This is a genomic window from Janthinobacterium sp. BJB446 (assembly GCF_002735655.1).
GTDB lineage: Bacteria > Pseudomonadota > Gammaproteobacteria > Burkholderiales > Burkholderiaceae_D > Janthinobacterium > Janthinobacterium lividum.
In genome coordinates this window covers 472,130-491,873 of sequence record NZ_PDZK01000002.1, presented here as the reverse complement: position 1 = coordinate 491,873, position 19,744 = coordinate 472,130, and the positions used below count along the sequence as shown (strand labels likewise).

15 protein-coding genes, 1 tRNA gene and 1 pseudogene are annotated in these 19,744 nt (G+C 64.2%); 6 read left to right on the top strand and 11 right to left on the bottom strand.

Features of this window, described 5'->3' with window-relative positions:
- Nucleotides 1-6: 6 nt before the first annotated feature.
- Nucleotides 7-2,325 carry an NADP-dependent malic enzyme gene (locus CSQ92_RS17890; RefSeq protein WP_034780543.1) on the top strand — a complete coding sequence of 773 codons (2,319 nt, stop codon included), beginning with the start codon at nt 7-9 and terminating at the stop codon, nt 2,323-2,325.
- 53 nt (nt 2,326-2,378) lie between these two features.
- Here CSQ92_RS17890 and CSQ92_RS17885 read toward each other — a convergent pair whose 3' ends face one another.
- The 4 genes from CSQ92_RS17885 to CSQ92_RS17870 form a co-directional block, all read right to left on the bottom strand.
- A complete protein-coding gene (locus tag CSQ92_RS17885) occupies nt 2,379-3,248 on the bottom strand; it encodes a hypothetical protein (protein ID WP_139144108.1) in 870 nt (289 codons plus the stop codon).
- A 69-nt stretch (nt 3,249-3,317) separates the two neighbouring features.
- On the bottom strand, nt 3,318-4,154 hold the full coding sequence (locus CSQ92_RS17880) for a universal stress protein (protein ID WP_099394943.1): 837 nt from the start codon (nt 4,152-4,154) through the stop codon (nt 3,318-3,320).
- 312 nt (nt 4,155-4,466) lie between these two features.
- The gene (locus tag CSQ92_RS17875; protein WP_099394942.1) at nt 4,467-5,480 is read right to left on the bottom strand and encodes a response regulator; all 1,014 of its coding nucleotides are present in this window, start codon (nt 5,478-5,480) and stop codon (nt 4,467-4,469) included.
- On the bottom strand, nt 5,477-8,830 hold the full coding sequence (locus tag CSQ92_RS17870; RefSeq protein WP_099395103.1) for an MHYT domain-containing protein: 3,354 nt from the start codon (nt 8,828-8,830) through the stop codon (nt 5,477-5,479). The genes CSQ92_RS17875 and CSQ92_RS17870 overlap by 4 nt, the downstream gene beginning before the upstream one ends.
- A gap of 290 nt (nt 8,831-9,120) precedes the next feature.
- Between CSQ92_RS17870 and CSQ92_RS17865 the strand changes: the two genes are divergently transcribed.
- Nucleotides 9,121-9,927 carry a class I SAM-dependent methyltransferase gene (locus tag CSQ92_RS17865; RefSeq protein ID WP_092607514.1) on the top strand — a complete coding sequence of 269 codons (807 nt, stop codon included), beginning with the start codon at nt 9,121-9,123 and terminating at the stop codon, nt 9,925-9,927.
- 3 nt (nt 9,928-9,930) lie between these two features.
- On the opposite strand, the gene CSQ92_RS17860 is transcribed toward CSQ92_RS17865, so the two are convergent.
- From CSQ92_RS17860 to CSQ92_RS17850, 3 genes are all read right to left on the bottom strand, one after another.
- Complete coding sequence (locus CSQ92_RS17860) at nt 9,931-10,431, bottom strand: hypothetical protein (RefSeq protein ID WP_099394941.1); 501 nt, start codon at nt 10,429-10,431, stop codon at nt 9,931-9,933.
- A 64-nt stretch (nt 10,432-10,495) separates the two neighbouring features.
- Nucleotides 10,496-11,242 (bottom strand): M56 family metallopeptidase, encoded by a 747-nt coding sequence (locus CSQ92_RS17855; protein WP_099394940.1) that lies wholly within the window; start codon nt 11,240-11,242, stop codon nt 10,496-10,498.
- A 7-nt stretch (nt 11,243-11,249) separates the two neighbouring features.
- Nucleotides 11,250-11,666, bottom strand: coding sequence for a GNAT family N-acetyltransferase (locus CSQ92_RS17850; protein ID WP_034780821.1), 417 nt, complete (start codon nt 11,664-11,666; stop codon nt 11,250-11,252).
- Nucleotides 11,667-11,813: 147 nt separating this feature from the next.
- Here CSQ92_RS17850 and CSQ92_RS17845 point away from each other — a divergent pair, with 147 nt between their 5' ends.
- The 3 genes from CSQ92_RS17845 (at nt 11,814) to CSQ92_RS17835 (ending at nt 13,445) form a co-directional block, all read left to right on the top strand.
- Nucleotides 11,814-12,206, top strand: a complete 393-nt coding sequence (locus CSQ92_RS17845; RefSeq protein WP_099394939.1) for an Imm10 family immunity protein — start codon at nt 11,814-11,816, stop codon at nt 12,204-12,206.
- A 68-nt stretch (nt 12,207-12,274) separates the two neighbouring features.
- A complete protein-coding gene (locus CSQ92_RS17840) occupies nt 12,275-12,853 on the top strand; it encodes an NnrU family protein (protein ID WP_099394938.1) in 579 nt (192 codons plus the stop codon).
- Between the two features lie 16 nt (nt 12,854-12,869).
- Entirely contained in the window at nt 12,870-13,445 is a 576-nt protein-coding gene (locus CSQ92_RS17835; protein WP_099394937.1) for a GNAT family N-acetyltransferase, read from the top strand.
- A 63-nt stretch (nt 13,446-13,508) separates the two neighbouring features.
- On the opposite strand, the gene CSQ92_RS17830 is transcribed toward CSQ92_RS17835, so the two are convergent.
- From CSQ92_RS17830 to CSQ92_RS17820, 3 genes are all read right to left on the bottom strand, one after another.
- A tRNA-Leu gene (locus CSQ92_RS17830) sits at nt 13,509-13,595 on the bottom strand.
- A gap of 154 nt (nt 13,596-13,749) precedes the next feature.
- Nucleotides 13,750-15,066 (bottom strand): enoyl ACP reductase FabMG family protein, encoded by a 1,317-nt coding sequence (locus CSQ92_RS17825; protein ID WP_034780514.1) that lies wholly within the window; start codon nt 15,064-15,066, stop codon nt 13,750-13,752.
- Between the two features lie 273 nt (nt 15,067-15,339).
- Nucleotides 15,340-17,703: a DNA polymerase II gene (locus tag CSQ92_RS17820; RefSeq protein WP_099394936.1), complete on the bottom strand. Its 2,364-nt coding sequence runs from the start codon at nt 17,701-17,703 to the stop codon at nt 15,340-15,342.
- A 133-nt stretch (nt 17,704-17,836) separates the two neighbouring features.
- Between CSQ92_RS17820 and CSQ92_RS17815 the strand changes: the two genes are divergently transcribed.
- Nucleotides 17,837-19,516: an AMP-binding protein gene (locus tag CSQ92_RS17815; RefSeq protein ID WP_099394935.1), complete on the top strand. Its 1,680-nt coding sequence runs from the start codon at nt 17,837-17,839 to the stop codon at nt 19,514-19,516.
- A 74-nt stretch (nt 19,517-19,590) separates the two neighbouring features.
- Here CSQ92_RS17815 and CSQ92_RS29665 read toward each other — a convergent pair.
- Nucleotides 19,591-19,713 (bottom strand): annotated as a pseudogene (locus CSQ92_RS29665) (PEP-CTERM sorting domain-containing protein); the annotation flags it as partial.
- Nucleotides 19,714-19,744: the final 31 nt, after the last annotated feature.

Genomic DNA, 19,744 nt, shown 5'->3' with positions numbered 1-19,744 from the left:
CACAGCATGGATTCGTCATCTGATAAAAAAGAAGAATTGCGTCAACAATTGCGCTTGGCCGCACTCGAGTATCACGAGTGCCCGCGCCCCGGCAAAATCAGCGTGACGCCGACCAAACAACTGACCAATCAGCGCGACCTGGCACTGGCCTACTCGCCAGGCGTGGCGGCACCGTGCGAAGAAATCGTCATCGATCCGGCGAATGCCTATAAATATACGGCGCGCGGCAACCTGGTGGCCGTCATCACCAACGGCACGGCCGTGCTGGGACTGGGCAATATCGGCCCGCTGGCCGCCAAGCCGGTGATGGAAGGCAAGGGCGTGCTGTTCAAGAAATTCGCCGGCATCGACGTCTTCGACATCGAAATCAACGAGATGGACCCGGACAAGCTGGTCGACATCATCGCTTCGCTGGAACCGACCTTCGGCGGCGTGAACCTGGAAGACATCAAGGCCCCCGAGTGCTTCTACATCGAACGCCAGCTGCGCGACCGCATGAAGATTCCCGTCTTCCATGACGACCAGCACGGCACCGCCATCATCGTCGGCGCGGCCATCCTGAACGGCTTGAAAGCCGTCGGCAAGAAAATCGAAGATTGCAAACTGGTCGTGTCGGGCGCTGGCGCCGCGGCGCTGGCCTGCCTGGACCTGATCGTCGATCTGGGCTTCCCGCTGAAAAATATCTACGTCACCGACCTGGCCGGCGTCGTCTACAAGGGCCGCACGGAACTGATGGACCCGGACAAGGAACGCTTCGCGCAAGATACGCCGCTGCGCACCCTGGGCGAGATCATCCCGGATGCCGACATTTTCCTCGGCGTCTCCGCCGGCGGCGTGCTGAAACAGGACATGGTGCGCAAGATGGCGCCGAATCCATTGATCCTGGCGCTGGCCAACCCGAACCCGGAAATCCTGCCGGAAGAAGTCAAGGCCGTGCGCAGCGACGCCATCATCGCCACGGGCCGTTCGGATTATCCGAACCAGGTCAACAACGTGCTGTGCTTCCCGTACATCTTCCGCGGCGCCCTCGATTGCGGCGCGACGACGATCACGCGCGAAATGGAAATCGCCGTCGTGCACGCGATCGCCGACCTGGCGCATGCCGAGCAGTCGGACATCGTCGCGACCACCTACGGCATCAGCAACCTGTCGTTCGGTCCTGAATACCTGATCCCGATGCCGTTCGATCCGCGTTTGCTGATCAAGATCGCGCCAGCGGTGGCCAAGGCGGCCGAGGATTCCGGCGTCGCCACGCGTCCGATCAAGGACTTGCAAGCGTACGCGGACAGCCTGCAGCAATTCGTCTACCGCAGCGGCACCTTCATGAAGCCGCTGTTCCTGATGGCCAAATCCACGCCGGCCGAACTCAAACGCATCGTCTACGCCGAAGGCGAAGAAGAGCGCGTGCTGCGCGCCGTGCAAGTGGTGGTCGATGAAAAACTGGCGCGTCCTATCCTGGTCGGCCGTCCGCCCGTGCTCGAAGCGCGCATCCAGAAGTTCGGCCTGCGCCTGAAGCAGGGCGTCGACTTCGACGTCATCAACCCGGACTTCGACGAGCGCTATCGCGATTACTGGAACACGTATTACGCGATGACGAGCCGCAAGGGCGTCACCGAGGAATACGCGAAGCTGGAAATGCGCCGCCGCCACACCCTGATCGGTTCGATGATGATCCACAAGGGCGACGCCGACGGCATGATCTGCGGCACCTTCGGCACCACCCAGCTGCACCTGAAATACATCGACCAGGTGCTGGGCAAGCGCGCCGGCAGCAACGTGTATGCGGCCATGAACGTCCTGATCATGCCGGAACGCCAGTTGGTGATGGTCGATACGCACGTCAATGAAAACCCGGACGCCGAGCAGCTGGCCGAGATCACCATCATGGCCGCCGAAGAGATGACCCGTTTCGGCCTGTCGCCGCGCGCGGCCCTGCTGTCGCACTCGAATTTCGGTTCCAGCGACAGCGCTTCGGCGCAAAAGATGCGCGCCGCCCTGGCGATCATCAAGGAGCGCGCGCCGGACCTGGAAATCGACGGCGAAATGCACGGCGATACGGCCCTGGACAGCAAGCTGCGTCAAAAAATCATGCCCAATTCGGCACTGAAGAACGACGCCAACCTGCTCGTCATGCCGAACATCGAGTCGGCCAACATCGCCTACAACCTGGTGAAGACGGCGGCCGGCAACGGCATCGCCGTGGGTCCGATCCTGCTCGGTTGCGCCAAGCCCGTGCACATCCTGACGCCATCGGCCACCGTGCGCCGCATCGTCAATATGACGGCCTTGTGCGTCGTTGACGCGGTAGCGCAACGCAAAGCCTAAGGGTTTAGCTGCCGCCTGAAAGCCGCGCCATCCGCAAGGAGGCGCGGCTTTTTTTACATGGGCGGCACGGGCAGGGCTGCGGCGGGCGGATGGCGGCGCAGGTAGTAATGGCGGTACAGCATGATCTCGCCCCATACCAGCAGCAGCGCCGCCAGCGCGAACAGGCCCAGCGTGATCTTGAGCGAATTGAAATAGGCGCCGGCTTGCCGTTTGATGGCGTCGATGAAAATCATCGGCACTGACTTGTCGAGTTTGCTGAAGTCGGCATGGCGCGCCACGTCGGTGGTCAGGCGCACGGCCAGATCGGTGCCCAGCGCGGCCAGTTCGCCCGTCGCCTGGCCACGGAAGTTGGCGCCCTTGAGCGCTTCGCCGAGCAGGCCGACCCTGGCGATCAGCTGTTCCTGCAGCACCTGCGTCAGCAGCACGCTGCCGCGGCGCAGAATGAATTCATTGATCCAGCGCGCCTTGCTGCGTTCCCAGTAGCTGCTGGATGTGGGCTGGTAATACATGCCTTGCACGAATGGTTCCAGCAGGCTGCGCACGCTGATGGGCTGGCCCGGGGCGATCAGCTTGACCTGCTGTTCCAGGTAGACGCGCAGCGCCGGCATCTGTGCTTCGACCACGGGCTGCAAGTCGCGCTCGAGGGCCTGGTTGACCACACGGTGCACGCTGTGCACGGCGCCAAAGCCGGCACCGAGGAGCGGCAGCGCGAGCAGGATCAGCACATAGCTGAGCTTGGCGGCCACATGCCAGGCGCGGGGACGGCGCACCAGCAGGCATTTTCTGGCCAGCTGGTAGCAGATGCCGAGCGCCAGCACGAAGCCGGCCGCGCTGCACAGCAGCATCCACGGCAGGGCGGTCCACAGCAGTTCGCCGCCGAATGGCGCCAGGCTATTGCCCCAATTGACGAGTTGTTGGTTCATGTACATTGCTTTGATATGGATAAACAGGCAAGTATATCCATTGTGCAACGACATGGAGCGCGCTTGGTTTCAGTGCGCCATCAGCATGGGCAAGGTCATCTGGCGCAAGATCGTTTCCGTCACGCCGCCGAGTAAAATTTCGCGGAAGCGCGCGTGGCCGTAGCCGCCCATCACCAGCAGGTCCGCATGCACTTCGGCGGCCATGGCCAGCAGCGCCGCGCCGATGTCGCCCGTGGCGATGGCCGGACGCACTTCGACGGGCACGCCATGGCGGCTCAGGTAGGCGGCGATGTCGGCGCCCGGATGGCGGGCCGGCTGTGCATGGCCGGCCGGCGGGTGCAGCAGGGCCAGCACCACCAGGCGCGCCGCGCGCAAGAGGGGCAGGGCGTGGCCGATGGCGCGCGTCGCTTCCATGCTGCCATCCCAGGCCACCACGACGGTGTTTTCGATCTGCGTGAACTTGCCGCTGCGCGGCACGATCAGCACGGGACGGGCCGCGTTCAGCATCACGTAGGGCACCAGGTCGCTCATGGCGCCGGGCAGCGCTTCGCTGTCGTCGTGCTGGCTCAGCACCGTCAAGTCGCTGTAGCGCGCGCTGACGGCCATGCCGCCATCCTCATCGTCTTCGATCAGGCGCCGTTCCAGCGAGACGGTGCCGGCCTGGCGCGCCAGCGTTTCAAACTGGTCGAGGGCTTGTTCCGCCTGCCCATGCAGGGCGTTGATCTGCGCCGCCACGGCGCTGCCGCGCATGCCGCGGTTGTTTTCCACGTAAAAGCGCGACAGGCCCGTCATGGCGGCGCCGATCAGGTGCGCCTGGTGCGCGTGCGCCAGCCGTGCCGCGATGGCGATGCGCTGCGGCGCATGGCGCGACAGGTCGGCGTGGACGAGGATGGATTTATAGGCCATGTTGTCATTCGCTAGTCAGGATGGCAACAAGGCTAGAACGGCAACACGGGCAAGTCCAGCATTGCCTTGCTGGCGGGCGGTTTTCTTATGCTGGGCTTGATGTGGGTCAAAAAAACACGGGCCATGGCCATCCGCAAGTCCACAGCCAGGAAATGCTGATCCATTTGATGTGCATCAAAATGTTTGGCCCGTCGCCAGCCATAATGGCATTGAACTCCTTGCCTTTCCAGTGGTCTGCATCGGCGCCGGCGCCATCTGTCCGGCACTTCCCTGTGTGACGCAACAACGCTGGGCGTGGCGGGAGTTCATTCTTCAAGCGGGCGCGTGGTGTTCCTCTTTCTCTGCCCAGCGCAGCCGGATGGCGTCGATGGCGGGCAGTTCCTGCACAAACAGCTCGACCAGCCGCGCATCGAAATGGCTGCCTTGTTGCCCTTGCAGATAGCCGACGGCGTCCAGTACCGACCACGCGCGCTTGTACGGGCGCACCGAAGTCAGCGCGTCGAAGACGTCGGCCACGGCGACGATGCGCCCCGCCAGGGGAATCGCTTCGCCCGCCAAGCCGTTCGGGTAGCCGCTGCCATCCCATTTTTCATGGTGCGACAGGGCGATCTCGCGCGCCAGCGCCAGCATGCCGCCTTGCGCATGTTCGCCGATAATGTCGCCGCCGATGCGCGTGTGCGTCTGCATGATGGCCCATTCATCCGCGTCGAGCTTGCCCGGCTTTTGCAGGATGCGGTCGGGGATGCCGATCTTGCCCACGTCGTGCATGGGCGCCGCGTGCAGCAGGTCTTCTGCGGCGGCCTCGTCCATGCCGGCGGCCACGCCCAGCAGGCGCGCGTAATGGCTCATGCGGATCACGTGCAAGCCCGTTTCATTGTCCTTGTATTCTGCCGCCAGGCCCAGGCGCTGGACGATCTGCAGCCGCGTTTCCTTCAATTCATCGATGCGCACCAGCGACAGGTGCGTGCGCACGCGGGCGCGCACGATGGCGGGACTGAGCGGCTTGGTGATGTAATCGACGGCGCCCGCTTCAAAACCACTGAGTTCGTCGCGCATGTCGTTCAGGGCCGTGACGAAAATGACGGGAATGGCGGCCGTCAGTGGCGCGGCTTTCAGCTGGCGGCAGGCGTCGTGGCCGCTCATGCCCGGCATCATCACGTCGAGCAGGATCAGGGCCGGGCGTTCCTGCTGCGCCAGTTCCAGTGCCCGCGCGCCATCCTTGGCGAACAGCAGCGCGTAGTCGTTCTGCAATATCTGGCGCAGCAATTGCAAATTGGCCGCCTCATCGTCGACGACGAGAATCACGGGCCTGGCGGGTGCATTCATGGGGACTCCGGTGCGAAGGTGTGCAGCAAGTCGTGCAAGAGCGACTGTGCCAGAGGGAAATCGAAATCGTCGATGGCATGCCGCAGCGGCGCCAGCGCGTCCGCTTGCGCGCCCATGGCGTGCTGCAACTGTGCTTGCGCCGCGTCATCGAGTTCGCCGCGCCGCAAGGCGTGCAGCAGGGAACTGGCCGCTTGCCGGGCGGCGGGCGCATCGATGGCCCCCGCCGTTGCCGCTGGCAATGCAGGCGGCGCCAGCCGGGCGATGGCGGCCAGGGCCGCCGGCCATTGCGTCAGCAGGGCGCCCAAGGTCTCGTCGAGCTGCTGGGCCGTGGCGGGAGCGGGACCGGCGCAGCATTGCTCCAGCGCCGCCAGGCTGGCGGCCAGTTGCTCCAGTCCCAGGTTGGCCACCACGCCGCGCAATTGGTGACTGTGCGGCAAGAGCGCCGCGTGATCGCGCGCCTCGATGGCGGCCAGCAGGGCAGGCGGCAAGCGGGGATGCTCGCGTGCGAAACGGGCCAGCGCCGCGTGGTAGGCACTGTCGTTGCCGGCCCAGCGCTGCAGGGCGCCCGCGTGGTGCAGCACCCGTCCGCCAGCGGGCGCCGCCGGTTCGCCGCCATCGTCGCCAGCTTCTGCCGCCAGGCCCAGCACGCGGGCGATTTCCTGCGACAGCGCCTGCCACTCGACGGGCTTGGTGGCGAAACCGTCCATGCCGGCCGCCCGCGCCGCCTTGCGGTGCGCATCGAGCACGCTGGCCGTCATGGCGATCACGGGCACGCGCGGGCGGCCATCGCGCAGGGCGGCGGCACGGATGGCTTGCGTGGCGGCCAGCCCATCCATGCGCGGCATTTGCAAGTCCAGCAGCAGAATGTCGAAGTCGTCCTGCTGCGCCAGCTGCAAGGCTTGCGCGCCATCGCCGGCCGTCACCACCGTATGGCCGCGCTTGCCCAATAGTAAGCTCAGCAGTTCCAGGTTTTGCGGCACGTCGTCGGCGGCCAGCACGCGCAGGGGCGGCAGGCGCACGCTGCGGCGTTCGCTGGCGGGCAGCGCCGCCTGGCGTGCCGGCAGCAAGGGCAGCATGACGTGGAACACGCTGCCGTGCGGCAAGGCGGCATCGGCCCAGATGCGCCCCTGCATCAGCGTCACCAGTTGCCGGCTGATGGTGGTGCCCAGGCCCGTGCCGCCAAAGCGCCGCGTGGTCGAGGCGTCCGCTTGCACGAACGGTTCAAAGATGGCGTCGCGCCGTTCCGCGGGGATGCCGATGCCGCTGTCCTGCACCAGCAGGTGCAGCTGGCCATCCTCGAAGCGCGCCGCCAGGCTGACGGCGCCGCCGGGCGTGAACTTGATGGCGTTGTCGAGCAGGTTGCCCAGCACTTGCCGCATGCGTAATTCGTCGCCATGCAGCACGGCCGGCAGTTGCGGGTCGTACTGCACCTCCATGCGCAAGCCCTTGGCGCGTGCATGGATGCCATACGTGGATGCCAGTTCATCGACCAGCGCCAGCAGGCTGTAGTCGCGCAATTCCAGCGCCATGGCACCCTTGTCCAGCTTGGCCGTATCGAGTACTTCGTTGAGCAGGCGCAATAGTGAGCGGCCGGACTGGCGCACGGTATCGAGGTGGCGCCGCTGCTCGGGCGCCAGTGGCGAGTCCAGCAGCACATCCGTGAAACCGAGGATGGAATTCATCGGCGTGCGGATTTCATGGCTCATGTTGGCGACAAAGCTGGCCCGCGTGGCGGCCGCCAGCTCCGCTTTTTCCTTGGCCATGCGCAAGTCTTCCTCCATTTGCCGCCGTTCGCTGATGTCGAGGATGACGCCGTCGACCCAGCGCACGGCGCCTGCCGCATCGTGCACGACGGTGCCCCGCTCCCACAGCCAGCGCGCCGTGCCGTCGGCATGCAGCAGCCGGTATTCAAGCAGGTAGGGCTCACCGCTGGCGACGCTGTGGTTGAAGACATCGATGACGTAGGCGCGCTCTTCGCTGGCGATCAGGCCCGTGATGGTGCGGCGCGGCACGGCGCCGAGAAAGTCGGCGGGCGGATAGCCGGTGATGGCTTCCACGCCATCGCTGATGAACAGCATGGGCTGGTTTTCCGCCGTGGTGCAGCGAAAGGCGATGCCGGGAATATTGCCGATCAGCGAGCGCAACTGCTGCTCGCTTTCGCGCAGGGCGGCCAGCATGGCGCGCCGTTCGCTGATGTCCGTAATGAACAGCACATATAAATCCTGGTCGGCCAGGCGCGCGCTGGCCATCGAGCGCTGCACGGCCACGGGGGCGCCATCCTTGCGCAGGTAGACGATTTCCTCGCTGGCGTGGGACGCATCGCCTTCGCCCGTGCGCAGGTAGTACAGCAGGCCGTTCTGTTCCGACTGGCGCACGTCGCTGACCAGCACGCTGACATGGCGGCCGACGATTTCCGCCGAGCGCCAGCCGAGGATGCGCTCGGCGGCACCGTTGAAGTCGACGATGCTGCCGTGGCGGTCGATGGTGATGACGCCGTCGACCGTGCTCGTCAGCAGCGAACGCGTCCAGTGTTCGCTCTGGTTCAGGTGGCGAAACAGTTCGCGGTAGCGCAAGATGCCCACGGCCGAGGCGACCAGGATCGTCAGGGCGATGGTCAGCAGGGTCACGCTGATCACCAGCATGGGCCGGTTGGCATCGGCATCATTGCCTGGGGGAATCGTTCCCACGAAGCGGGCCGCCTGCATGCCCATGTAATGCATCCCGGTAATCGCGCAACCCATGACGCAGGCGCTGATCAGCGTGCGCTGCGCTGCGGCTATGCGGCTGCTCCAGCCGCGCAGGCCGAAGCGTATCCACAGGGCCAGGGTGGCCAGCGCCACGGCAACGGCGAGCGACAGCGCGAACAGCAGTGGTTCGTAGCGTAGCGACAAGCCCATGCGCATGGCGTGCATGCCCGTGTAATGCATGGCGCCGATGCCCAGGCCCACCAGCAAGCCGCTGCGCAGCAGCAGCGGCGCCGTGACGGTGCGCCGGCTGATGGTGGCCAGGGCGACGAACGAGGCCGCCACGCTGGGCACGATGGACAGCAAGGTCAGGCCCGGATCGTAGGCGACGCTGGTGCCCAGCTCGAAGGCCAGCATGCCGATGAAATGCATGGCCCACACGCCGCAGCCCAGGGCCAGGCTGCCGGCCAGCAGGCACAGCAGGTGCAAGCGGCGGCTGATGCTCGCCTGCGCGCGGCTGTACGCCGTCATCTGGAAAGCCATCCACGACGTGAAAATGGCGATCACCAGCGACAGCAGCACCAGTCCCGGCGCATGCACGCCGTGATGCAGCTGGGCCGGATCGGCGGGAACGTGGAACAGGTGCTGGACGCTGGCAGGTATCATCGTAGGCAAACAGGTGACGCGTTTGGCGCTGGCGTGTGCGCCTGCCGCCACTGCGGGTGATCGATGCGGATTACCTTACCAGATTTCAGGAAACAAATATCTTAATTGTAATTATTTTCCCTGTCGTGCAAGCCGTGCCCATGCGCGAAAGTAGGCCGCCCACCTTGCCGTGCCCGTGGAATGGTGGTGCTGGCGAGGAAGTTGTGCACAGGAATTATGTGGTTTTTTTGCAAAGTGCGACGTCGTGCCTGGTGTGATGCTACATTTGCGTCCTGCTTTTTTCTGAAAGGATGACGATGCCTTTAGGTAACAACTTCTTGCGGCATAATCAGCAAGCCTGGGATGCCCAGGCTGCACAGAACAGTCCATGGTCGCAGCCCGTCGACAGCGCCACCATCGCGGCGGCACGCGCCGGGCAGTGGCAAATCCACCTGACGCCCGGACCTCTGCCGGCCGGCTGGCTGGACGCCGTGCAAGGCAAGCGCATCCTGTGCCTGGCCGGCGCCGGCGGGCAACAGGCGCCCGTGCTGGCGGCTGCCGGCGCGCAGGTGACCGTCTTCGACCTGTCTGAGCAGCAACTGGCGAAAGACCGCATGGTGGCCGAACGCGACGGCTTGCAGCTGGCCACCGTGCAGGGCGACATGCGCGACCTGGCCTGCTTTGCCGATGCCAGCTTCGATGTCATCGTCCATCCCGTGTCGAACCAGTACGTGCCGGACATTGCCCCCGTGTGGCGCGAATGCGCGCGCGTGCTGGCCGACGGCGGCGTGCTCTTGAGCAGCTTTTTCAACCCGGCCGTGTTCATCGGCGACCGCGACCCGCAATGGGCAAAACAGGGCTTGATACGGCCCCGTTTCGTGCTGCCGTATTCGGATGTGGAGGATATGCCGCCGGACGCGCTGGCGGCGCGCATGGAGAGGGGCGAGGCACTGATCTTCGGCCATGGCCTGGATAGCCAGATCGGCGGCCAGCTGGCGGCGGGCTTCGTGCTGGCGGGATACCACGAGGAAATGCATCCCCACCCGCGCTTTGAAATTGAAAAGTATTTGCCCAGCTTTATCGCCACGCGCGCCGTCAGGCAGGCGCGCACGGCATAGGTGTTAGTTGTAGGGCTGCAAGTCCAGCCAGACGGCGTACGACAAACGCTTGCCATTCCACAGGCCGCCGCCGCGGATGACGGCGTCGCACGAGGTCAGCTGGCCCACCAGGTCCATGCGGCCCAGGTTGCGGCGCAGGCGCAGCGCGTCGTTGTGCGACAGGTAGCCCACCAGCTGGCCATCGATGAAGACGGCGATGGCCTTGTCCTGGAACGGATTGGCATCGTCGCAGACGAGCAGGGCCAGGCATTTTTCTTCCGCATTGCCGGGACCATGCTCGCCGGCCAGTTTGGCGATGGCGGGCTGGTACATCGATTCGTTTTCCACTTCCGACGCAAAGCGCCCCTCATCGCTCCAGTGATGCGCGGGTGCGCCCGCAGGAATCGCCGGCACGTACTGGCGCACCGACATGAGCGGCTTGTGCAGCGGTTTGGCGGGCGTACGGCCACTGAAGACGTAGTACAGCAGGGCGATGACGATCACGATGGCAAGCAGGTAAAGCATGGTATCTCTCTGATTTCTGAAGGGGGAGCCGGGAGCGCGGGCGCATTGCGCGGCGTTGCCGCTACTATAGCAAGTTCGCCGCCTGGTTCCGGGTAAATCTGGCCATCAGATGGCGGCGCCGGCGCAGCGCTAGCGGGTCGATCAGCACGATGGGCGAGGCGCCCGTCAGTCCCGAATAATACTGGCCGTGCCGGCGCAGGACGAAGGCATAGTCGCGCAGCGCGTGGCCGTGCGCCAGCATGCGCGCGTCGCAATCGACTTCGATGGCAAAGCGCAGCCGGTGCAGCTGCCACCACAGGGGCAGGTTCCACGGCATGAGCACGATCAAGGCGTATGTCATGGCCAGCAGCAGCGGGTCGCGCGCGGCCAGCCGGCATTGTGCGTGCGCCAGCAGCAGCGTCTGCTGTGGCGGCGGAATCAGTTGCAGCCAGACGGGCATCACGATGCGGGGCCGCAGCAGCCCCGCTACGCAGGGACCGATGCCGCCGCTCAGGAAGACGGGCGTGCCCAGCAAGGTGGCTTTTTGCCAGCGCTGCTGGTGCGACAGCAGCCAGGCGCTGCGCAGCGCCAACAGCAGCAGCATGCCGCTCGATAGCATGAACCAGCCCAGTTTCAGCTGCGCCTGTTCCGCCGGCATGGCCGCCAGCACGCCGGGCAGCCACGCCAGGGGCAGGAGGACGGACGCGGCGATGGCCGCCAGCCACAGCCAGCGCGTCGTGCGGCCGCGCCGCTGCAGCGCGCGCTCGGCCTGCCAGGCGGCAGCGCTCAACAGCAGCGCGAATGCCATGGTGCATACGAGCCAGGCCGGCATCGGGCGCCTAGCGCTTCAGCGCCATGCCGACGGAGGCGGGCGCCGTGTGCTTGAAACCGAATTGCGCGTACAGGTCTTGCGCCTGGCCGTCGGCGATCAGGCTGACATACGCGCTTTCCGGCACGTCGCTATCGATGAACTGGCGGATTTCGCGCATGATCAGCTTGCCCAAGCCCTTGCCCTGGTGGGCCGGCAGCACGGCGATATCGACCACCTGGAAGAAGCAGCCGCCATCGCCGATGATGCGGCCCATGCCCACCACCTCGTCGCCATGCAGCACTTGCACGGCAAACAGGGAATTCGGCAAGCCCCTGGCGGCCGCCTCCGTGGTTTTCGCGCTCAGGCCGGCGGCGACGCGCAGGTGCTGGTAGGTGGCGCTGGCGGGAATGGCCAGGCGGATGGTGTAGGGCGATGCTGCGGTCAAGGCGGTCTCCTGTAGAAATAGTTTGGAGCGGTAATTATAGGCGGCGATGGATTTTCGTGACGGCAGGCTTTTTTCGCCGCGCGCTATGTTACCCATGCCGCTTTTGCGCTATGGTGGCGGCATCCCTTGAATTGTTGAAAGCACGCCATGTCCGCAGGATTTACCGCCACCGAGTTGTCCGTCATCAATGAAGACGCCGCCCTGATCACCACCCTGGCCGCGCCAGCCGGCAAAGGCGAGCCCGTCTACCTGATGCTGCAGCGCGCCGACGAGTATGACGAGCAGGACGTGGCCATGGGCATGGACGAACCGTATATCGAATACTGCGGCCAGGAATTTGCCTGGTATGGCCACATGCACGCCGTGATCCTGCATCCGAACCGCCTGTCCGTGCAGATGGATGCCGAGGCCGCCATGCAGATGGATGACGATGGCCAGATCGACGTGCGTTTCAACTTGACGCCCGAGCGCTACGCCCAGCTCCAGCAGGCGCTGCGGACCACGTTCGAGGGCTGCGACTACTATCGCGAAGAACGTTGATCTGCGCGGAAGGCAGCGGCCATGGTGCCGCGTATGCTGGATAGAGGATATGGACTGGGGAGTGGACGATGACGGTGCTGATACTCGGTTTGTTGTTGTTCCTGGGCTTGCATTCGGTACGCATCGTCGCCGACGATTGGCGCAGCGCCCAGCTGGCGCGTCTCGGCGAAAAGCGCTGGAAGGGGCTGTATTCCCTCGTGGCGTTCGCCGGGCTGGGCCTGATCATCTGGGGCTATGGCCTGGCGCGCCAGCAACCGCAGGTGCTGTGGACGCCGCCCATGGGCTTGCGCCACATCAGTGCCCTGCTGATGCTGTTCTCGCTGATTTTACTGGCGGCGGCCAATGTGCCGCGCAACCATATCAAGACCTGGGCGCACCATCCCATGCTGCTGGGCACGCAACTGTGGGCCGTCGCGCATCTGCTGGCCAACGGCAACGTGGCCGACGTGCTGCTGTTCGGCGGCTTCCTTGTCTGGTCATCCGTTGATCTGTATGCCGCCGTGCAGCGCGACCGCGCGGCCGGGGTGGCCTATCAGGGCGGCACCATGGCAGGCACCCTGATCGCCACTGGCGCGGGTTGCGTGTTGTGGCTGCTGCTGGCATTCTGGTTGCATGGCGTGCTGTTTGGCGTGCGGCCGTTTGGATAGCCGGAAGGAGCAAGCGATGGAGATCGCCCTGCGCGGCCAACTCGTTGAGCTGCTGCCGCTGCAGCCGGAGCACGGGCCACAGCTGCTGCAGGCGGCCGCCGATGGCGAACTGTGGAACATGACGGTGACCGTGGTGCCCGGCCCCGCCACCATGGCCGCCTACATCGCCACGGCCCTGGAAGGACGGCGCGCCGGCACTGTCATGCCCTTCGTCATCGTGCAAAAGTCCACGGGTGCCATCGTCGGCAGCACGCGCTTCTGGAAGATCGACCGTATCAACCGCAAGATGGAAATCGGCCACACCTGGCTGGCCGCCTCCGTGCAGCGTTCGGGCGTGAACACGGAAGCGAAATTGCTGTTGCTGACGCATGCCTTCGAGGCCATGCAGGCCGTGCGCGTGCAATTCACGACCGACGAGCTGAACGCCAAGTCGCGCGCCGCCATTGTGCGCCTGGGCGCGGTGCAGGAAGGCATCGTGCGCCACGAACGCATCATGCCGGACGGGCGCAAGCGCAACTCCGTGCGTTTCAGCGTGATCGATACGGAGTGGGATGGAGTGAAGGCGGGGCTGGAGCGCAGGCTGGGGCGCTGACATAAAAAAACCCGCAGCATCTGGCGATGGGCGGGTTTGATCAGCTACGACTAAAGTGTTCTGTGGTGCCGGGAGCCGGAATCGAACCGGCACGCTGTTTCCAGCGCGGGATTTTGAGTCCCGTGCGTCTACCTATTCCGCCATCCCGGCAACGCGAGACGCATTATCACTGATTTATCGCGATACGGCAAGTTTTTCGCTTGGCATACGGTTTAGCCCATTAATCGGATGCTGGCTTTGCATGAAAAACGCCGTCCGGGGCGCGGGCCCGGGACGGCGTTGTCGGACAGCGGCTGGGCCGGTATCAGTTATGCACGGAGTTCAGCTGGCGCGCGATGATGTCGTGGTTGAGCCAGACGACGGGCGCTTGCGGCTCCGACATGGCGTGGAACATCAGCGGGCCCGTGCCTTCCAGGACCAGCGAGCTCAGGTGGTCTGTGATCAGTTCCTTGCGGTCCTTGTGCAGCTTGGTGATGTCGTCCGAGGTGCCGATCATGACGTCGGCCAGCTCTGGCGTGTTGTCCATCGGCCAGGCGGCGAAGTTGCGGAACTGCACGCTGGTGGCGTCGCCATTGTAGGCGGCGATACGGTCGAGCAAGTCTTGCAGCGAGACGCCGTCTTCCAGCAAGCCCTGGCAGATTTTCCACTGCTCTTCGGCCCAGGCTGCGCCGCCTTCTTTTTTCAGCGCGTCGAGCAGGGGGAACAGGGACAGTTCCACGCCGACGAAAATGTCGGACGAGTTCGTGCGGATTTCCGGGCAGTTGAAGACGGTGGCCTTGATGCCTTTGTCCCATGCGGCCTTGGCCACGTTTTCCAGGCGCATCTTGGCCAGGCCCTGGGTGTAGTTGCTGTAGGTTTGCCACTGGTACTTGCCGTCGATCAAGATCTCCGTGCCGTGGTAGCCGTAGGCGCTGTAGCGCACCTGGCCGCCCGTTTGCTCGATGCGGGCGCGGATGGCGGCGCTGCCGTCGATCAGGTGCTGCAGGGTGTTGGCCGTGACTTCGTCGAAGTTCATCAGGATCAGCTTGCCCAGGTCGCTGTCGAGCAGGGCGCGCGAGGACATGAAGCGCTCGCCGCGGCCTTTATAGATGCGGTTGGCAATCGCCAGGAAGACCTTGACTTTCGGAATGCCGCCAGCCATGGTGTGGGCGAAATATACATTGCTGCCGTCGGGAATCAGGCTGTCCAGCTCGGCCATGGCTTTCGCCACGGAAGCGCTGAAGCGGGCGATGCCGGCTTCGCGGCAGCGTTCGATCTGCGCCCAGTCCAGCTTGTCTTCTTGCCAGCTTTTCAGGGTCATGTCGGCCAGCAGGGCTGTCGGGGTCGGTTCGCCCGCTGGCGCGTCGAGGTCGAAACCGGCCATCAGCGGCACATTGATGATGCGGCCGCCCAAGTTGGCTTCGGCTTCCGCCAGCTCTTCCGCATTCAACGGACGCAGCGCCATGTTTTCATCGCGGCGGCCAACCGTCATGCCGACGATATTCATGCCCGCCTTGCGCGCTTCGTCCAGCAAGCCATTTACATAGCCGCGGCCGAACAGCTCGCCGAACAGCACAAAGGTGTCGCCCTTGCGGAAGATATTTTTTTGCGGGATGTCTCTTAAGGACGTGATCTCGGTCATGGTATCAATTCATTCAAAAATTAGCCGGCGGACGATGGGCAGTCCGGCGTACTGGTTCAACATAGTGATAAATTATGCGCCCTTTCAGTGGCGACAATCTTCTTACGAACGATTCTCGTCTGGAGCGGCATCTTCTTCTTGGGTACTGCTCTTATTCTTTCGCCATGGCGTATTTTACGCTGCCGCGGCGCACAGCGCCTGCAAACAGGGGCAGATAAGCCCGGCAGGCGCCGATATTACCTCAGCTTGGTCATGCCGGTCAGTAAAATTGATTTAAAACAAATCCTGCTGGCCCGATACAAGGCGCGAAAAATCGTCGCCCAGGAACGGCAGGATCGCGTCGGCCACCGGCTGCAGCTGGCGCGTCAGGTAATGGTGGTAATCGATGGGCGAGCGCTGCGTTTCCAGCGGTTCCGGGCCGGCCACCGTGATGACATAGCTGATCCAGCCGCCGTTCTGGTATTGCAGCGGCCGGCCCTGCGCCAGGTTGTAGGCGTCGGCCGTGCGTGCCGCGCGCACATGGGGCGGCACGTTGCGCTGGTAGTCGTCGAGCGGGCGGCGCAGGCGCTTGCGGTAAACCAATAGAGCGTCGAATTCGCCGCGCACGGTGCGCGCCACGTAGTCGCGCACATAGTCCTGGTAGGCGGCGCGCTGGAAGATGCGCAGGTACAAGGCTTGCTGGAATTGCTGCGCCAGCGGCGTCCAGTCGCTGCGCACGGTTTCCAGGCCCTTGTAGACCATCTGTTCGCTGCCGTCGGGCTTGCCCACCAGGCCAGCATAGCGCTTCTTGCTGCCTTCTTCCGAGCCCCTGATGGTGGGCATCAGGAAGCGCCGGTAATGCGTCTCGAATTCCAGTTCCAGCGCGTTCTCCAGGCCGAACTCGTCGCGCAAGTGGGCATCCCACCACGCATTCACGTGCGCCACCAGGGCGCGGCCGATCTTGCCCGCTTCTTCATCCGTATGCGCCGTTTTCAGCCACACGAAGGTGGAATCCGTGTCGCCGTAGATGACCTGGTAGCCCTGTTCCGTGATCAGCTCGCGCGTGCGGTGCATGATGTCGTGGCCGCGCAAGGTGATCGAGGAGGCCAGGCGCGGGTCGAAAAAGCGGCAGCCGCTCGAGCCCAGCACGCCATAGAACGCGTTCATGATGATCTTTAACGCTTGCGACAGGGGCGCGTTGCGCTCGCGCTTGGCCGTCTCGCGGCCTTGCCACACCTGTTGCACGATGGCGGGAAGGCAATGTTTGACCCTTGAAAACTGCGCGCCACGGTAGCCGGGCACGGTATCGGCCTCGTCGCCGCTGGTGCCCACCACCAGGCCCACGGGGTCGATCAGGAACGTGCGGATGATGGACGGGTACAGGCTTTTATAGTCGAGCACCAGCACGGAGTCGTACAGGCCCGATTGGGAATCCATGACGAAGCCGCCCGGACTGTTGTCGCCGGACACGTCGCCCAGGTTGGGCGCAACGTAACCTTGCCGGTGCATCAGCGGCAAGTACAGGTGTTCGAACGCGGCCACGGAGCCGCCGCTGCGGTCGGCCGCCAGGCCCGTCACGCTGGCCCGTTCCAGCAGGAAAGTCAACAGCTCGGTCTTGGCGAAGATGCGCGTGACCAGCTCGCAATCCTTGAGGTTGTAGCGGGCCAGCGCCGGTTTATCTTCGCGGAAACGCCGGTCGATCTCTGCCATGCGCTGGTAGGGATTGTCGATGGACTTGCCTTCGCCCAGCAGCGTCTGCGCCACGTTCTCCAGGCTGAACGAGGAAAAATTCCACGTCGCCGACTTCAGGGCTTCGATGCCGTCGATGATCAGCCGGCCTGCGGCGGCCGCAAAATAGTGCTCCTGCTTGCCGCCATGTTCGCGCCATTCCATCACGGCGCCGCCCCGTCCCAGCCTCAACGGTACTTGATAACGCTCTGCATGTTGCTTGAGCACGCGCAAGTCGAACTGCACCAGGTTCCAGCCGATGATGGCGTCCGGATCGTGGCGCTCCATCCATGTGTTCAGGCGCTCGAGTATCTGTGCGCGGCTGTCGCAGTACTCGAGGTCGAAGTCGCGTTCCCCATCGACGCCATTTGGCGGGCCCAGCATGTAGACCTGGCGCTGGCCGCAGCCTTCCAGGGCCAGCGAATACAGCTCGCCATGGGCCGTCGTCTCGATATCGAGCGACACCAGTTTCAATGTGGGGCGGTAGCCGGGCGCCGGTTTCAGCTGCACTTCCTGCAGTGTTTCTCCGCTGAATATTACCGGCGCCGTGATGAAGCGTTCCATCAGATAGCGCTCGGGCGGGCGGATATCGGCTTCGTACACGTCGATGCCGTGCGCGCGCAGCTGCTTTTCCAGCTTCAGCAAGTGCCGGTATTGCTTGCAGTACAAGCCCAGCACGGGACGGTGATGAAAATCGCACAGCGACAGGGGACGCAGCTCCGCATGGCGCTCGCCGCGCAACAGCTGTTGCGCCTGTTCCTGCTGCTCCATGGGAAGGAAGGCGACGGCCGTCTGCACGGGCAGGCGCACGTGGCGGGGGCCGGCATCCGTTGCCAGCCAGAAATCGACTTCCGTGCCGGCGCTGGTATCGCGCCAGTGGCGGGTCAGGATGAAGCCCTGTTCGGGCGGGTGCTGCGTATTGCCTGTCATGGTGCCGTGAGTGTCGGATGTGCTGGCCTGCACATTACAGCAAGCTGACGCATGGCGGGGGCGGTTGCGGCTATAATTTTCTGCATCGAAGACGATAACAAGAGCGCGCCGCGCCACACACCCTGGAGACAGCATGCAAGCAATCAGTTATGTACATGGCGCCCACGAGACGCCGTTGATCGGCGAAACGATAGGCGCCTACCTGGACGGCATCGCCGCCCGCCATGGCCAGCAGGATGCCCTGATCGTGGCGCACCAGAACGTGCGCTGGACGTATCTGGAATTCCAGCAGCGCGTGCACCGCCTGGCCGCCGGCTTGCTGAAGCTGGGCTTGCAGCCGGGCGACCGGGTCGGCATCTGGTCGCAGAATTGCGCCGAATGGGTGCTGACCCAGTTTGCCACGGCGAAAGCCGGCTTGATCATGGTCAACATCAACCCCGCCTACCGGCGTTCGGAACTCGAATACGTGCTCGACAAGGTGCAATGCAGCGCGCTGATCCTGTCGCCCAGCTTCAAGTCCAGCGACTATCTGGCCATCGTGCAAGACGTGGTGCCGGAAATCGCACGTTCGCGCGCCGGCGCCCTGCAGTCGTCGCGCCTGCCGCAATTGCGCCACGTGATCCGCCTGGGCACGGCCGCGACACCCGGAATGCACAATTTCGACGCCCTGATGGAGGGCATTGCCGACGCCGACCTGGCGCACCTGGAAGAAGTGAGCGCTACCTTGCAGTTTGACGACGCCGTGAACATTCAGTTCACATCCGGCACCACGGGCGCGCCGAAGGGCGCGACCCTGACGCACCACAATATCCTCAACAACGGCTTTTTCATCGGCGAAGCCATGCGCCTGACGCAACAGGACCGCTTGTGCATTCCCGTGCCCCTGTACCACTGCTTCGGCATGGTGCTGGGCAACCTGGCCTGCGTCACGCATGGCGCGGCCATGGTGTTTCCCGGCGAAGGGTTTGACCCGAAAGCCGTGCTGGAAACCGTGCAGGCCGAGCGCTGCACGGGGCTGCATGGCGTGCCGACCATGTTCATCGCCATCCTCGACCATCCTGATTTCAAGCAATACGATCTGTCGAATTTGCGCACCGGCATCATGGCCGGTTCGCCGTGCCCGATGGAAGTCATGACGCGGGTCATCGAGCTGATGCACATGGCGGAGATCACGATTGCGTATGGCATGACGGAAACGTCGCCCGTCAGTTTCCAGACGGCGATCGAGGACCCGCGCGAAATGCGCGTGTCGTCCATCGGCAGGGTTCACCCGCACCTGGAAGTGAAAATCATCGATGCGGAAGGGCGCATCGTGCCGCGCGGCGAAAAGGGCGAATTGCTCACGCGCGGCTATTCCGTGATGCAGGGCTACTGGGGCGACCCTGAAAAAACCAGTGAGGCCATCGATGCGGCGCGCTGGATGCACACGGGCGACCTGGCCGTGATCGACGACAACGGCTTTTGCAGCATCGTCGGCCGCTCGAAGGACATGGTCATCCGTGGCGGCGAAAACATCTATCCGCGCGAAGTCGAAGAATTCCTGTACCGCCACCCGAGCGTGCTCGACGTGCAATGCGTGGGCGTGCCGGACGCCAAGTATGGCGAAGAGTTGTGCGCCTGCATCATCCTGCGTCCGGGCACGCAGGCCACCAGCGAGGACATCCGCGCCTTTTGCGATGGGCAGATCGCCTATTACAAGATTCCCCGCTACGTGCGCTTCGTCGAGGAATTCCCCATGACGGTGACGGGCAAGATCCAGAAATACCTGTTGCGCAAGCAGGTGGCGACGGATCTGGGGCTGGGCGCGGACTAAGTCTTTCGCCAGCCCATAAAAAAACACCGGGACGCTCGCGCGGCCCGGTGTTTTTTATTGATTCAGCGTAAAGCTCAGGCCATCGCGGCTTGCGGTGCGCGCGCTGGCGTGCGGCGGCGTACAAAGGCGAGCAAGCCCAGGCCGGCCAGCAGCATGGCGTAGGTGCCTGGTTCCGGCACGGCCGACACGCTGACCGTGTTGAAGCCGGAGCCGTTCATCGACACGTGG